The 16,162-nt window shown below is 52.3% G+C and carries 10 protein-coding genes and 3 pseudogenes; all 13 read right to left on the bottom strand.

Annotation, left to right across the window (positions count from 1 at the left end; all coding sequences use genetic code 11):
* Nucleotides 1–58: 58 nt before the first annotated feature.
* Entirely contained in the window at nucleotides 59–958 is a 900-nt protein-coding gene (gene rfbD / locus AACU94_RS06225; protein ID WP_130221813.1) for a dTDP-4-dehydrorhamnose reductase, read from the bottom strand.
* Nucleotides 958–2,044, bottom strand: a pseudogene (gene rfbB / locus AACU94_RS06220) (dTDP-glucose 4,6-dehydratase). The gene rfbD and the pseudogene rfbB overlap by 1 nt, the downstream one beginning before the upstream one ends.
* Nucleotides 2,045–2,416: 372 nt before the next feature.
* Complete coding sequence (gene galF / locus AACU94_RS06215) at nucleotides 2,417–3,310, bottom strand: UTP--glucose-1-phosphate uridylyltransferase GalF (RefSeq protein ID WP_000183029.1); 894 nt, start codon at nucleotides 3,308–3,310, stop codon at nucleotides 2,417–2,419.
* Nucleotides 3,311–3,484: 174 nt separating this feature from the next.
* The gene (wcaM, locus tag AACU94_RS06210) at nucleotides 3,485–4,879 is read right to left on the bottom strand and encodes a colanic acid biosynthesis protein WcaM (RefSeq protein ID WP_135489121.1); all 1,395 of its coding nucleotides are present in this window, start codon (nucleotides 4,877–4,879) and stop codon (nucleotides 3,485–3,487) included.
* A gap of 10 nt (nucleotides 4,880–4,889) precedes the next feature.
* Nucleotides 4,890–6,109, bottom strand: a pseudogene (gene wcaL / locus AACU94_RS06205) (colanic acid biosynthesis glycosyltransferase WcaL).
* Nucleotides 6,106–7,386, bottom strand: coding sequence for a colanic acid biosynthesis pyruvyl transferase WcaK (gene wcaK / locus AACU94_RS06200; RefSeq protein WP_024229333.1), 1,281 nt, complete (start codon nucleotides 7,384–7,386; stop codon nucleotides 6,106–6,108). The pseudogene wcaL and the gene wcaK overlap by 4 nt, the downstream one beginning before the upstream one ends.
* Before the next feature lie 177 nt (nucleotides 7,387–7,563).
* Nucleotides 7,564–9,042, bottom strand: a complete 1,479-nt coding sequence (gene wzxC, locus AACU94_RS06195) for a colanic acid undecaprenyl disphosphate flippase WzxC (protein WP_135489120.1) — start codon at nucleotides 9,040–9,042, stop codon at nucleotides 7,564–7,566.
* A 1-nt stretch (nucleotide 9,043) separates the two neighbouring features.
* Complete coding sequence (gene wcaJ / locus AACU94_RS06190) at nucleotides 9,044–10,438, bottom strand: undecaprenyl-phosphate glucose phosphotransferase (protein WP_000183130.1); 1,395 nt, start codon at nucleotides 10,436–10,438, stop codon at nucleotides 9,044–9,046.
* A gap of 54 nt (nucleotides 10,439–10,492) precedes the next feature.
* Nucleotides 10,493–11,862, bottom strand: a pseudogene (gene cpsG / locus AACU94_RS06185) (colanic acid biosynthesis phosphomannomutase CpsG).
* Nucleotides 11,863–12,054: 192 nt separating this feature from the next.
* Nucleotides 12,055–13,491: a mannose-1-phosphate guanyltransferase gene (cpsB, locus tag AACU94_RS06180; protein ID WP_000079246.1), complete on the bottom strand. Its 1,437-nt coding sequence runs from the start codon at nucleotides 13,489–13,491 to the stop codon at nucleotides 12,055–12,057.
* Between the two features lie 2 nt (nucleotides 13,492–13,493).
* Nucleotides 13,494–14,717, bottom strand: coding sequence for a colanic acid biosynthesis fucosyltransferase WcaI (gene wcaI / locus AACU94_RS06175; protein ID WP_135489119.1), 1,224 nt, complete (start codon nucleotides 14,715–14,717; stop codon nucleotides 13,494–13,496).
* Nucleotides 14,714–15,193: a GDP-mannose mannosyl hydrolase gene (gene gmm, locus AACU94_RS06170; protein WP_000479836.1), complete on the bottom strand. Its 480-nt coding sequence runs from the start codon at nucleotides 15,191–15,193 to the stop codon at nucleotides 14,714–14,716. The genes wcaI and gmm overlap by 4 nt, the downstream gene beginning before the upstream one ends.
* A gap of 2 nt (nucleotides 15,194–15,195) precedes the next feature.
* Nucleotides 15,196–16,161 (bottom strand): GDP-L-fucose synthase, encoded by a 966-nt coding sequence (fcl, locus tag AACU94_RS06165; RefSeq protein ID WP_135489118.1) that lies wholly within the window; start codon nucleotides 16,159–16,161, stop codon nucleotides 15,196–15,198.
* Between the last annotated feature and the right edge of the window lies 1 nt (nucleotide 16,162).

Raw genomic sequence — 16,162 nt, 5'->3', positions numbered from 1 at the left:
TTCACCATTCCTTTTAATTCATCCCGCTCTGGCATCATGAGCGAGATGCAAAAATTTGTTAAATTGCCGTAGTCGTAAATAATTCGTTGAGCATTCGTTTCACGCCCACCTGCCAGTCAGGCAAGACAAGCGCAAAGTTCTGCTGAAACTTTTCTGTATTGAGGCGAGAGTTATGGGGTCGACGGGCTGGTGTGGGATAGGCCGTTGTTGGCACGGCGTTAAGTTTGTTAAGAGCAAGGTTAATCCCTGCTTTGCGCGCTTCTTCAAATACCAGAGCGGCATAATCGTGCCAGGTTGTTGTGCCGCCAGCAACCAGATGGTACAAACCAGCAACTTCTGGTTTGTCTACTGCTACGCGAATGGCATGAGCGGTGCAATCAGCCAGCAATTCGGCACCTGTTGGTGCGCCAAACTGATCGTTTATCACAGCCAGTTCTTCGCGCTCTTTTGCCAGACGCAACATTGTTTTGGCGAAGTTATTTCCTTTACCTGCATATACCCAGCTGGTACGGAAAATAATATGCTTCGCGCAATATTTCTGTAACGCTTTTTCTCCGGCTAGTTTAGTTTCACCATAAACATTCAATGGTGCTGTTGCATCTGTCTCCTGCCACGGTATTTCACCGGTCCCCGGAAATACGTAGTCAGTAGAGTAGTGAATAACCCAGGCGCCGACTTCATTGGCTGCTTTTGCAATCGCTTCGACGCTTGTCGCGTTAAGTAATTGTGCAAATTCCGGTTCTGATTCCGCTTTGTCTACTGCGGTGTGAGCGGCTGCGTTGACTATAACATCAGGCCGAATGCTTCTTACGGTTTCAGCTACACCTTCGGGATTACTAAAATCACCACAATAATCAGTGGAGTGAACATCAAGAGCAATCAGATTACCCAGCGGTGCCAGAGCACGCTGTAGTTCCCAACCTACCTGCCCTGTTTTGCCAAATAGGAGGATATTCATTACTGGCGGCCCTCATAGTTCTGTTCAATCCACGATTGATAGGCGCCACTTTTCACATTATCAACCCATTTTGTATTGGACAGGTACCATTCCACTGTCTTCCGAATCCCGCTCTCAAACGTTTCTTGCGGTTTCCAGCCCAATTCACGGCTAATTTTATCGGCATCGATTGCATAACGGCGATCATGCCCTGGGCGATCAGCAACATAAGTAATTTGCTCACGATAAGATTTCTCTTTCGGGACTATCTCATCCAACAAATCACAAATAGTCAGCACAACATCGATGTTTTTCTTTTCGTTGTGTCCGCCAATGTTATAGGTTTCACCCGCTTGACCTTCAGTAACTACGGTATACAACGCTCGAGCATGATCCTCTACATACAACCAGTCGCGAATTTGATCCCCTTTGCCATAAATAGGTAATGCCTTACCTTCCAGTGCATTAAGAATAACCAATGGAATAAGCTTTTCCGGGAAATGATAAGGACCATAGTTGTTCGAGCAATTAGTCACAATTGTCGGTAAACCATAAGTACGTTTCCATGCGCGAACCAAATGATCGCTTGACGCTTTAGAAGCAGAATATGGGCTACTTGGCGCATATGCTGTCGTTTCCGTAAATAACGGCAACGTTTCATTGCTATTTACTTCATCCGGATGGGGTAAGTCACCATACACTTCATCAGTAGAAATATGATGAAAGCGGAAGTTTTTTTTTCTTTTCATCATCCAGGCCAGACCAATAATTGCGCGCTGCTTCTAAAAGTACGTAAGTACCGACAATATTAGTTTCAATGAATGCCGCCGGGCCAGTTATTGAGCGGTCAACGTGGCTCTCAGCCGCCAGGTGCATCACCGCATCTGGCTGGTGTTGTGAAAAAATACGAGCCATCACTGCGGCATCACAGATATCTGCATGCTCAAATGAATAACGTTCAGAATCAGAAATTTCAGCGAGCGATTCCAGATTTCCGGCGTAGGTTAATTTATCGACATTAACAACACTATCTTGCGTATTATTTATTATGTGACGAACAACAGCAGAACCAATAAATCCTGCGCCACCAGTAACAAGTATCTTCACTTTTTTATTCCATATAGCCAGAGAGCATGCTGTGAAATAGACTGCTCCAGATTTGATTAATAGATGCATTAATGCACGCTACCGCCCCTGGCTTAACAGCTACCAGAGCACTGCGTACATTTCCACGATGTGACGAGCGTAACCCACTCGTGCCAAATCCGAAAAATTCAAACGCTAATTGTCTTACCAAACAGCTGTAGAAACAAGGAAAATCCTGGAAAAATTTGAACTATAATTGCAAGCTAACATGCTGTTTTTATTATATTTATAAAAACGACAACGGCAGTGAGATTCAATGAGCAAAACTTATGCTATGAATCTTCACTGCCGTTTTTAATTTCTTACTGACCGACACTTCCAGTCAGGAATTTGTTACTCGCTTAACAACTTCTCAATGCCTTTGCGGAACTTAGCGCCTTCCTTCAGGTTACGCAGTCCATACTTCACAAACGCTTGCATATAACCCATTTTCTTACCACAGTCGTAACTGTCCCCAGTCATCAGCATTGCGTCAACTGCTTGTTTTTTTGCCAACTCAGCAATGGCATCAGTCAACTGAATACGTCCCCATGCTCCAGGTTGAGTACGCTCCAGTTCAGGCCAAATATCGGCAGAAAGCACATAGCGACCAACGGCCATGATGTCTGAGTCCAGGGTCTGCGGCTGATCCGGTTTTTCGATAAATTCAACAATGCGGCTGACTTTGCCTTCGCGATCAAGCGGATCTTTGGTCTGGATGACGGAGTATTCAGAGAGATCGCCCGGCATGCGTTTTGCCAGAACCTGGCTGCGGCCAGTTTCATTGAAGCGCGCAATCATTGCGGCCAGATTGTAACGCAGCGGATCGGCACTGGCGTCGTCGATAACAACATCCGGCAGCACCACGACAAACGGGTTATCGCCAATGGCTGGTCGAGCACACAAAATCGAGTGGCCCAGACCTAAAGGTTCCCCCTGACGCACGTTCATAATGGTCACACCTGGCGGGCAGATAGATTGTACTTCCGCCAGAAGCTGGCGCTTCACGCGCAGTTCAAGGAGAGATTCTAATTCATAAGAGGTATCGAAGTGATTTTCGACTGCGTTCTTGGACGCATGAGTTACCAGGAGGATTTCTTTGATCCCTGCAGCCACAATCTCGTCAACAATGTACTGAATCATTGGCTTGTCGACGATCGGTAGCATCTCTTTAGGAATCGCCTTAGTTGCAGGCAACATATGCATCCCAAGACCCGCTACAGGAATAACTGCTTTTAAATTCGTCATTATTTCATCCACCTGTAAAATGGTTGCTGAATTATAGCTTGTTCGATTTTTTTCGCCAGCATCAATTCCCCTGAATTGATTACTGATTTACTTCCGATGTTACGCCGCTTCGCTCAAGATTGCAGTAGCGTTATTCCTAAGTATGGCTCTATTTTTCCAGGAATGGTCGCAAATCTACCTGCCCCGTTCCGGCAGCTTAAAGTTAATATTTTCCACATTAACGACATGGTGATTAATCCTGTCGATATCGACTGAACTTTGTCCTTTTTCATTCACCGCATGAACATTTACCAGCGACAGTAGCGTCTCGTTCTTTGCCATAAAGACACCACGAACGTCCTTTCGCAGGTCGAAATTCATGGTCAATGCCGGCCCCTCAGTGGATTCTTGCATTACGTTGATATTACGCATAAAAATGTGTTGCGGCTTGTTGTGAAGCTCCAGCGAAGCACGCTTCATTTTAATGTTGGTCAACGCCACGAATGAAACGGCATTCCCTGCGGAAATTTGGATTCCGCGCAATTTCCAGGCAAGGTTAGTGTTATCAAGATGAATATTATTCAATCTGAAGTTTTGTGGTATTGAGAGATACTTACCTTTAATGACTCCGTAACCGATTAACATTCCGGCACTATTGGTCATTTCTATATTGTCAATAACAAAGTTATCACATCCATATATCGCTACCGTGGCGTTATCAATACCCGCTTTCTTGCTGAAAGCTGGCGTAATATTATGAGCCTTGATATTACGAATGATGAAGTGTTTGCCGTTCTCAACATGAATCAGTTGCCGACAATCCGATCCCGTGATATTCGCCACGACAAAGTTTTTAACCGACTGGTCTTCCGGGTAGTTATTATCGTAAGTACTTCCTGCCAGTCCTATGCCAATACCCCAGTTGATTTTGCCATTAGTACAGTTGATGCGCTCGATGACATGGTCGGATATCAAAATATCACTGTCGTTAATCGCCACGTTCCATTCGATGGCGTCGCCCTGTAAGTCGCTGAACTTACAATTGGTGATGTTGGCACCGATAATCTGGTTATGAAATCCCTGGCGTAAGATGGCGTAATTAGCGTGGCTAACAGTCAGGTTATCGATAGTCAGGTTGCGCATGACACGTTTATTTTTGCCGCCGATATAAATCTGCGTTACCGGGCCAAAGCCGCTCATCGCCAACCCTTTGATGATGCAGTCAGAACCGCGCACATCCAGGGTGATGTTATGTATACTGCCACCCTCCTCCCCTGTCACCTGGCTGCCGTCCTGTAAGACAAATCGCCCTCTGCCATTGCCGCGCAGGCTTCCAAGGATGCGTAACGTTTTACCGGGAGGGATGAAGATGCCGGTGTTGATATTGTCACAAACCAATCCGGCAGGGACGACGACCGTTTGCCCTTCGCTGAAGGCTTGTTTAAATGAGGCGATCCAGTCGTGTGGGTTGTAGTCGTTAATGTTAACGCTTTGTCGGGCGGGAAGTGCGCGGGCGAAGGGGGTATGGAGGAAGGCAAGCGCCGAGCTTGCCGTCAGGAAGGTGCGTCGGGAGAGTTTTTTAAATGACATGCGTTCTCCTCTATAAAGCTTGCAGCAAGCTGGCGAGTTCTCGGTTAATCACCTGCTGGTTAAAATCGTGTTCGACTTTTTCGCGCGCACGTTTGACGACCGGAGCCAGTTCGTCTGTATCCAGTTGCTAAACGCCGCAAGCCGTTGCGCCAGTGCGCGAGCATCGTTCTCAGGCACCAGCCAGCCGGATTTATCGGCCTCTACCAGTTCCGGAATTCCGCTATGCAGAGTAGAAACCACCGGAATGCCGACCGCCATCGCCTCCATCAGCGCCACCGGAATGCCTTCCATATCGCCATCCGCACCCGTTACCGATGGCAACAGGAAGACATCCGCGTCGTCGAGCATCGCTTTCACTTCGTGGCTCGGTTTAAAGCCCGGCATCTCTACCACATCTTCCAGTTGATATTGTTCGATGAGCGTGCGCAGGCGTCGTTCCCACGGGCCAATGCCGAGGATGCGATAGCGAAATGCCACGCCCTGCTCTTTCAACTGACGGCAGGCTTCAATCGCCACATGCAGGCCTTTTTTCTCGGTTAAGCGTGCGACGGAAATAATCTCCAGCGGTGTTGCGGGCGCTTTCACGGGACGCGGGCTAAAGCGCGTCATGTCCACCCCCATGCGCGATACGGCAATTTTCTCCCTCGGGCAGCCCATTTTTTGCAGCCTTCCGGCCCACAAATCGCTTATTGGTAGCATCAGATCGCCGCGGCGGAACAGTTGCTGATATTCGGGAGTGTAATGGTTGAGCACCTCCCGACTAGAGATATCAATGCCGTGGAAGATAGTGGCAATTTTGCCGCGAATGACACCCAGTTCGCGGAGTTTTGCTGCGGTTACCCCCGCCGGGCCAAAATGAGCGATGAACACATCGGCGCGAAACGGTGTTGCGACCTGACCACAAATGGCAGACAAAATCAGGTTCCGCGACTCGGCACCATAGCGTTTGAGGTTGAGCGCCTGCCAGGTATTTTTACGATGAATGCCGCGTAAGGTCTGGCTGGCGCGGTGGCGCAGTTTCGCCACTTTGCCTTGTGGTTCGTCCTGTAACCAGCGGGTTCTGGCGGCAAGGTTGTATTTCGTCCATGCCGCGTGGGTATTCTGGGTGTCGCCTTTTTGCAGCGCGACAATCTCCACCTCAAAGCCCATATCAATAAACGCGGTAATTTGGTTGAGGACGAAGGTTTCCGACGACAGCGGAAATTTCAGCAAAAAGAAGCCGACCTTCATTTCGCCTCCCCGATGCGCTCAAGCACAGATTGCACCATCTGCATTCCCGTCTGACGTTCGCGACTGACGGCTTCGTTAAGTCGCGCGTTCAGCGCCGGAAGTTGGCCTAAGGTATCCGCAACCATCGCTTGCAGGCTGCCGTCCAGTAAATGACGGATATCAATTGCCATCTCTGGCAGCCCCAGCTGCTGCATAATCCCGGCGGATTTATGTTCATAGTTGATGGCAATCGCCGGAGTGGCAAAGTTCATTGAGATAATGGCGGAGTGCAGGCGCGTACCGACGGTGAGCTCACAGGCACCGAGGATTTTGCCCATTTCCAGATCGTTGAGTTCATCCATCACTACGTGATAACGGGCAGGATCGCTGATGTGCTGGCGCAGGTTGAGCGCCACCATGCGGTCGTCTTTGTTATAGCTGTCGATACCCGTACAGGTGGAGAGCGCAATCACTTGATACCCTTCATCGAGAATGCGATTGACCACCCCGGCAAAGGCTTTTTCATACGCTTGTTGAGTGGTGCCGAGACGTTTGTCGAACGGTGCCAGTTCGCGCAGGGTAATTGCCACCGTTTTCTGTTGTGCGGCAACGTCCAGCCAGTGTTGAACGGCATAGCTGGCGGTAAAGTCTTCTGTGTGGTGATCGACCAGCCACGCGGTATCAACGCCATGTTCCACTTTTGCGGTAGTGATATTGCTGCGTTTCATCAGATCGAGACTGACCGATTCGCGCAGGATCAGCGCGTCGCAATGACCAAAGACATAGTTCGCCAGTTGGTTAAATTGCTCATCCTGGAAGGGACCAACACTGTGACCAATCATAAACAGCGGCTTTTTCGCCATGAACGTGCAAAGTGCATGTTCAAACTGCGGCACGCCATAGAGATCGACAAAAAACGATCCGCCGACCTGAATAATGGCGTCGTAACCTGACAGCAGGCGCACGAAGTCGGTGAATCCTTGGGCGATGGCGATATTACGCAGCTTGCCAGTGTCGGTGACGCGTGAGAGCAATACCTGATGCTGGTAGCGGCGACGGAGGACTTTTTTAACGCGCCCGACAACGCCCGCCGCGCTATTGTGTTGTTTCATTTGCAGGAACAGCGGATCACCCATTACCGGGCGGTTGAGCAGCCAGGAAGAACTGACCGGATAGCGGCTCATCACGTCCACTTCGGCGTGTGGATTGAGGATGTTGATGGCATCAAGTAAGCCGCGCAAGATGGCGCTGTCACCGCGATTGCCGCAAGTGTGGTTGCCCAGAATAAGTAATTTCATTTTTTCCTCATAAATTTGATGCCAGGTGAGGCTGTGTTTGTTGTGTTCGTTGCCGCTTTTGCCTGATGCGACGCTGACGCGTCTTATCAGGCCTACAAGTCCCGAGCCCAGAACCGTAGGACGGATAAGGCGTTCACGCCGCATCCGGCAACCGTTGCCGGAACCGAAAACAACCATTCACCCCGCCCGTAAGAGCATTTTCATTTTTTCGCTGCGACAAAACTGACGCTTCACTTCCACCACCAGCGGATGGCGCGACAGCACAATCATCACTACAAACGCCAGCACGCCCGCGGCTATTTGCACCGCCAGCAGCATTCCCAGCGCCAGTTGCCCTTTCAGCACAATGCCCAGCGCATAACTGACCACCAGCGTCGGCAGCGAGAGATAAAACGGCAGCCACAAACTGAGGATGTACTGGCGATAACTGGAACCGAGCATCGGTTTAATCATCACGAAGTAACTCAGAATGGTGTTGATAATCTGCACCAGCAGGAAACCGAGCGTGACGCCGATTGCGCCCGCCATCTGTCCACCAATAACAATCGCCGGAATAAACAGAAAGGTTTTGAATACGTTGAATTTAAAGCTGATATCGACCCGCGCTTTCGCCATCAGCAGCGAACCAATCGGGTTACCCACTGAGCGCAGCAGACCCACAATACACAGCAATTGCAGCACCGGAATAATGCTGTTCCACTTTTCACCAAAGACCAGCGGTACAAAGTTATTCGACACCACCATCAGCCCCAGCAGCGCCGGAAAGTTGATAATCCCCACCACCGACAGCAACTTATAGAAGTTGACGCGCAGCTTTTCGGTGTCGTCCTGAATTTTGGCAAACGCTGGAAACAACACGCGGGTGATGATGGGGTTCAGCTTCATCGGTGGCACAACAGCCACGTTGTACGCCAGGTTGTATCCCCCTGCCACGCCCGCGCCGAGAATACGCGCCAGCACCAGCGTTGAAAGGTTGGTGTTGAGATAGTTGATGATGCTGTCCGCCGTCAGCCAGGCACCAAAGCGTAAGTTCGGTGCCACCGACGCCAGCGAGAAATGCAGACCGGGGCGATAAATTTTGCGGCCAAAGTAGCCAAACAGCAGCGTTCTCACCGCACTATTGACCAGATAACCGAGGATCGCGGTCATCGCCAGCGGCCAGAAATGGGCGCTAACCACCGTAAAAGTAAAGCCCGCCAGCACCGCGCTGGTTTCGATCATGCCGATTTTGTTGAACTCCAACTCCTTCTGCATCAACGCGCGGAACTGCTGCCCGTGGGGGATCACCACAAACGCCAGCGACAATGTTTTAATCAACGGCGCCAGATCCGAGTTATTCAGCACGTCGCCGATGACATCACTCAACAGAAACACCGCCACGCACACCACGATCCCCAGCCCGACGTTCAGCCAGTACAGCGTGGTGAGTTCCAGGTGACTGATTTCTTTTCGCTGAATAATCGAGTTAGCGATACCGAAGTCAGAAAGCGTATCTGCCAGCGCAATAATCACCAGCGACACAGTCAGTAGGCCGAACTGGTGGTTGTCGATAATCCGCGCCAGCACGGTCATCTGCACCAGCCCGAGGCCGATGATGATCACCGTGGCAATCGCCGACCACTTCGCGCCGCTGATGGTTTTTTCACGTAAGCTCATATCAATATGCCGCTTTGTTAACGAAACCTTTGAATACCGTCAGGAAAACGATTTTGATATCGAACCAGACGCTCCATTCGCGGATGTACTCAAGATCGAACTCGACGCGTTTTTCCATTTTCTCCAGTGTGTCGGTTTCGCCGCGCCAGCCATTAATCTGCGCCCAGCCAGTAATGCCCGGTTTCACTTTATGACGCAGCATGTAGCCTTCAATGAGCTGGCGATACTGTTCGTTATGCGCCACCGCGTGTGGACGTGGACCGACAATCGACATCCCCCCGGTCAGCACATTGATAAACTGCGGCAATTCATCCAGCGAGGTGCGGCGCAGAAAGTTCCCCACTTTGGTGACGCGCGGATCGTTCTGCGTCGCCTGAGTCACCACTTTGTCGTTCTCCATCACTTTCATGGAACGGAACTTCCACACTTTGATCGGCTTGCCATCCATGCCATAGCGAGTCTGGCGGAAAATAACCGGCCCAGGTGAACTGAGTTTCACCGCCAGCGCAATACAGCACAGCACCGGGGAGATCAGCAGCAGAATAAGCGTCGCCAGCACAATGTCTTCCGCACGTTTGAGCAGGCGGTTAACCCCGGAAAGCGGCGTGTCGTAAAGCGGCACCACCGGAACGCCGTTCATCTCTTCAAGACGTGAATGGAGAATGTTGAAGGTAAAGACATCGGGGATCAGCAGCACCGAACAGGTGGTGTCCGCCAATTGATGGACCAGTTTTTTCACTCGCGCGCCGTCGCACATTTGCATCGCGATATAGACGTTATGAATCTTGCCTGCTTTAGCATCCTCGACCAGCTGTTGCAGGTTACCCGCCCAGTCGTTAGAAACGCCGCCCGGTTTCGGGTCGTGGTAAACCCCCACCACTTCAAACCCTAACCACGGCTGATTACGGAAGCTCTCCATCAGCATTTGTCCGGCGGCTAAATCCCCCGCTACGGCGACCATGCGCTTGTTATAGCCATGATTACGCAGCCAGCCCGCCCCAATACGAATACATGAACGGCAAACCACCAGTCCGATACTGGTCAGCCCATACCACGCCAGCCAGATTTTCAGTTGCGTGTCGAAATCATTGTTGAACGCCACCAGTCCGGCGCTGAAAATCACGCTTAAGGTCCAGTTTTGTAGCAGCAGGGCAAATTCTGTCGCTGCCCGAACACCGCGCCATGAGCGATAAAAATCGGTGATGCCGCCCAGCATCTGGAACACCACCAGCGTAATCAGCGCCACCAACAGGTGCATGTAGAGGAATGACAGTCCGCTGACTTCGCAAACCAGCCATAGTCCGGCAAACATGATGGTGATATCTGAAAAGCGTTGCACCATAGAGATTAACGATGCATTGGTTTTCGCTCGCTCGCGCTTTTTTAGATTTGTCATCGTTGTTCCTGTTATTAGCCCCTTACCCGCAATGGGGTAAGGGAAGATCCGACATTACTCGTTCAGCAACGTCAGCAGAGTTCGCGTTCGCGCTTCCATCAGCGGCACATCACCGCGCGATTCCACATTCAGGCGCACCACCGGTTCGGTGTTGGAGGAGCGCAGGTTAAAGCGCCAGTCGGCAAAGGTCATGCTGATGCCATCGGTGCGATCCACCGCCAGCGCCTCGCGGCTAAAGTGCTGTTCGACGCGGTTAATCGCCTCAACGGGTTGCACCAGTTTGCTGTTGATCTCACCGCTTGCCGGGAACGCCGCCATCCGGTCGCGCACCAGTTCGCCCAGCGTTTTTCCTTTCAGGCACACCAGTTCAGCGACCAGCAGCCACGGGATCATGCCGCTGTCGCAGTAAGCGAAATCACGGAAGTAGTGGTGGGCGCTCATTTCACCACCGTAGATGGCGTCTTCCTTGCGCATACGTTCTTTAATAAAGGCGTGTCCGGTTTTCGACATTACCGGGGTGCCGCCTGCGGCAGTCACCACATCAACGGTGTTCCAGGAAAGACGCGGATCGTGGATGATCTTCGCGCCGGGATTTTTTTCGAGGAACGCTTCTGCCAGCAGGCCGACAATGTAGTAGCCCTCGATAAACTGCCCTTTTTCGTCAAACAGGAAGCAGCGGTCAAAATCGCCATCAAAAGCAATGCCCATATCTGCGCCGTGTTTAATGACTGCATTGCGAGTGTCGTCGCGGCATTCCGGCAGCAGCGGGTTAGGAATACCGTTGGGGAAATTGCCGTCCGGCGTGTTGTGCACTTTGATTAATTCCACAGGCGCGCCGAGGGCCTTAAAGCGGGCTTCGATGGCGTCCACCACCGGACCCGCAGCGCCGTTCCCGGAGTTGATCACCAGCTTGAGCGGCGTGAGGTTTTGACGTTGATATAACCGAACAGGTGATCAACGTAAGCGTCACGCAGATTGATTTGCTGATAGCGACCGCGTTTTGTTTCATCGACGGGAGGGAAGTCGTTGGCTTCTGCCAGGCGCTGGACATCGCGCAGTCCGGTATCGCCGCTGATCGGGCGAGCCCCTTCGCGCACCAGTTTCATGCCGTTGTAATCCATCGGATTATGGCTGGCAGTAACTTCGATGCCGCCATCCACACCGAGATGGAACGTGGCGAAATAGATCTCTTCGGTGCCGGACATGCCAATATCCAGCACATCGACGCCCGCATCCTGTAAACCTTTTGCCAGCGCCAGTTTTAAGGTTTCGCTGGTGAGGCGGATATCACCGCCTAACACAATGGTTTTCGGTTTAAGAAATTCGCCATAGGCGCGACCAATGCGCCAGGCAATATCTTCATTCAGTTCTTCGCCTAATTTTCCACGAATATCATAGGCTTTAAAGCAGGTTAATTTTTTCATGTCGTTACCCTTTTTCAGGCAATAGTTGGCCCTGACCGAAGCGGCCAATTTTGTTTTTGTCGTTATTTACATCGCGGTTTCGCATTCATTGCCTGATGCGACGCTGCCGCGTCTTATCAGGCCTACAAACCCGAACCGTAGGTCGGATAAGGCGTTCACGCCGCATCCGACAAACAGCGCCTGATGCGACGTTTACACCCGTCCGTAGCGATCCGCGAAGCGCACCACATCATCCTCTTCGAGATAAGAGCCGGAGCGCACTTCAATTAAATCGAGCGGAATTTTCCCCGGGTTTTCCAGGCAGTGCGTCGCCCCCAGCGGAATATAAATGGACTCGTTTTCACCAAGCAGTTTGATATCACCGTCAATGGTGACTTTTGCCGTTCCCGCGACAACCACCCAGTGTTCCGCGCGGTGATGGTGCATCTGTACTGACAAGCCTTCGCCCGGTTTCACGGTGATGCGTTTCACCTGATAGCGGTCGCCCGCGTCGATAGAGTCATATTTGCCCCACGGGCGATACACTTCGCGATGCACCCGATGCTCATGGCGACCATCGGCCTTGATCTGCTCGACTACTTTTTTCACATCCTGCACCGCGTTACGGTCGGCAATCAGCACCGCATCTTTGGTCTGCACCACCACCAGATCTTTCACCCCGACGGTGGTGACCAGGCCAGATTCGGCGTACACATAGCTGTTTTCAGTTTTGTGATTAATCACATCGCCATGGCAAACGTTGCCCTCGGCGGTGTGGGCGCTGATCTCCCATAATGAAGACCAGGAACCGACATCGCTCCAGCCCGCATCCATCGGCACCACAACAGCATCTGCCGTGCGTTCCATGACTGCGTAATCCACCGACTCTTCCGGGCAGGCGAGAAACGCTTCTTCATCCACACGAATAAAATCAAGATCCGGATCGACGGCGCTCATCGCTTTTTCACAGGCATCGAGAATATCCGGGCGATATTTTTTCAGTTCTTCGAGATAGCGTCCGGCGCGGAACAGGAACATGCCGCTGTTCCAGTAATATTCGCCGCTTGCCACATAGGCCTGCGCGGTTTCCAGATTTGGTTTTTCGACAAACTGCGCCACTTCAAAGGCCACCGTATCCTGCTCGCCCGCAGATACTTCACCGCGACGAATATAGCCATAACCGGTTTCAGGTAGATCCGGCACAATGCCGAAGGTCACCAGCTTGCCCGCTTCGGCATACGGCATGGCATTACGCACGGCGGCGCGGAACGCGTCTTCATCAGCAATCACATGATCCGCCGCCAGCACCAGCATTAACGGGTCGCTCTCCGGGCTATGACGTGTTGCCGCCAGCGCCGCCAGCGCAATGGCAGGTGCAGTGTTACGCCCTGCCGGTTCGAGAATAATGTTCTCGGTGAGTTTGTTCAGTTGGCGCAGCTGTTCCGCGACAATAAAGCGGTGCTGCTCATTGCAAATCACCACCGGGCTTTCGCACTCCACGCCTTTCAGGCGGCAGATGGTGGTTTGCAGCATGGTGAGATCGCCTTTCAGGCATAAAAACTGCTTGGGGTAAAGTACGCGGGAAAGCGGCCATAAGCGGCTACCGGAGCCACCTGCCATCACAACTGGATAGAGTTTCGACTGCGCCATAATTATCCCCGAATATCATTTATAAATTGACGTAACACGTTCTCTTTATCGAGCGTGCGTTCGGCATATTCACGTGCCACCGTGTTGTGTTTGGGTAGCAGAAGCGCCTGACGGATCCCCGCCACCAGCGCCTCGACCGATTCCGGTTCTACGCAAACCGCAATGCCCGGAAAGGTTTCGCAAAGCTGCCCCAGTTCTGTGTGGGCTTCTGCGGTAATCACCGCGTTACCGCCTACCGCCAGAATATTGGTCAGTTTCGACGGCAATACGGCATCTGCCGCGCCACGTTTTTGCACCACCAGATGGCAATCGCCCATCTTCAGCAGTGCAGGTAAAGCGTCATACGATTGCAGCGGGAAAAATTGCATGTTGCGCAGTCCACGCTGCTGCGCCATTTTTTCCAGCCGCGCTTTGCCGCCGCCCTGCCCAACAATGGCAAAAATCAGCGGTTCATCACGCAGGCGATCGGCTGCTTCAATAACGTTTTCCAGCCCCTGCTTTTCACCAATATTGCCGGAGTAAAGAATGATTTTTTTGTTATCCGGCAGGCCAAGCTGGTTACGAAGGGCGTCAACATCGGCGTCTGCAACATGTTGAAAACGGGCAATTTCCGACCAGTTGGGGAAGAAGATGACATTTTCCGCCGCCACGCCTTTTTCGATGGCTTTATTCATCATCGAACGCGAAATCGTGGAGACGTTATCGACGTTATGCAGTCCGCTATGTTCGAACGCCGTTGCCAGCTGTGCCACTTTGCCGCCTTTGCCTTTTCCGGCAAGGCCCAGCCCCAGCATGGCGTCCACTTCGTAATCCTGAATATGCAGCACGGTACGCGCACCAGAGAGTTTCGCCAGCAGGCGCATTCCCGGCGTGCAAAACAGCGTTGGCACCACGCCAATAATGCGATCCGGCTTCCAGCGACGTTGCGCCATCAGCGGAAAGAAACTGCTGACGGCAAAACTGCCGAGATGCAACAGGCGTTTCAGGGTGCTCGGCTGTTTTGGCACGTACAGCGGGCAGCGCCACACCGTAGCGGCTCCCTCTTCTCGTTTGTACCGCCAGGCGGAATAGTTCTCGCCCACCTGCCACTGCGGGTAGTAAGGCGGTGCGGTAATGACCCGCACCTCATGACCTTGTGCCGCCAGCCATTCCACCATCTCGCCGGTGTATTTGCCGATGCCGGTTAACTCCGGCGAGTAGTTAATGCCGTAGACCAGTATTTTCATAATCCGGGTACTCCGGCACGCTTCTCAGCGAGAAAATAGGCGCGGCTGTTAGCGTGAACATTGTCACTGGCGAGCAGCGCGTCCGGCGTCAGCCAGCGGTAATCGTCATGCTGCTCATCCGGCAGTAACAGTTCTTCTTCCGCTACTCTGAAGCGAAAACCGAGCACCACATAGTGCGTGGTGAAATCCGTGCCGGAGAAGTTATCGTCATAAAAGTGCTGCCAGACACCGTAAAACTGGCCTGCTGTTATCGGCAGACGCAGCCCCAGTTCCGCCATCGTTAGCCGCTCAAATGCGGCCTCCAGCGTTTCGTCTTTCTGCACGCGCCCTCCCGGCACAAACCAGTAACCCTGCGCCGGGCGGTTGGTTCTTTTGCCAAGCAGAAACTCGCCGCGACTGTTCTCGACAATAAAGTCGAGAGAGACAAGCGGTGTGGAGCGCACTACCGTGGCAAAGTCTTCCTGACGTAAAAACATCATTACCCCCGAAAGCGGTCTTGATTCTCAAGGAACCACTGGTAAGTGCTGGCAAGCCCCGCTTCCAGTGAGATTTCGTGATACCAGCCAAGCTGATGCAGGCGCGTCACATCCAGCAGTTTGCGCGGCGTGCCATCCGGTTTGCTGGCATCAAAAACCACCCGACCTTTGTAACCCACCACTTTGGCGATGGTTTGCGCCAGCTCGCGGATAGTGCAGTCAACGCCCGTGCCGACGTTAATGTGCGACAGCATCGGCTGGGTATTTTCCAGCCAGACTTCGTGCGCCAGCTCCATCACGTGAATGCTCGCCGCCGCCATATCATCGACATGCAGAAATTCACGCATCGGCGTACCGCTGCCCCATACCACCACGTCCGGCGCATTCTGTTGCGTCGCCTCGTGGAAGCGACGCAACAATGCTGGGATCACATGCGAATTACTCGGGTGGAAGTTGTCATGCGGGCCATACAGGTTGGTCGGCATGACTGAGCGGTAATCACGTCCATACTGGCGGTTGTAAGATTCGCACAGTTTGATCCCGGCGATTTTGGCAATGGCATAAGGCTCGTTGGTCGGCTCCAGCGTACCCTGCAACAGCTCGCTTTCTGCCATCGGCTGTTTTGCCAGTTTCGGGTAGATACAGGACGAACCGAGAAACAGCAGTTTGTTCACGTCGTTCTGATGCGCGGCGTGAATGATGTTGCTCTCAATCATCATGTTCTGGTAGATGAAATCCGCCGGATACGTGTTGTTGGCAACAATGCCGCCCACTTTCGCCGCCGCCAGATAGACCTGGTCAATGCGTTCGCTGGCAAAGAAATCATGCACCGCGCGGTTGTCCAGCAGATCCAGCTCGTCGCGGGTGCGTAATACCAGCTCCACATCACCGCGCTGTTCGAGCTGACGCCTGATGGCGGAACCAACCATCCCACGATGGCCAGCGATAAAGATTCGTTGTTTACGCATG

Source organism: Escherichia sp. E4702, from assembly GCF_963883545.1.
Lineage (GTDB): Bacteria > Pseudomonadota > Gammaproteobacteria > Enterobacterales > Enterobacteriaceae > Escherichia.
Note: the sequence above shows the minus strand (reverse complement) of the source record. Positions and strands in the feature narration are given on the sequence as shown.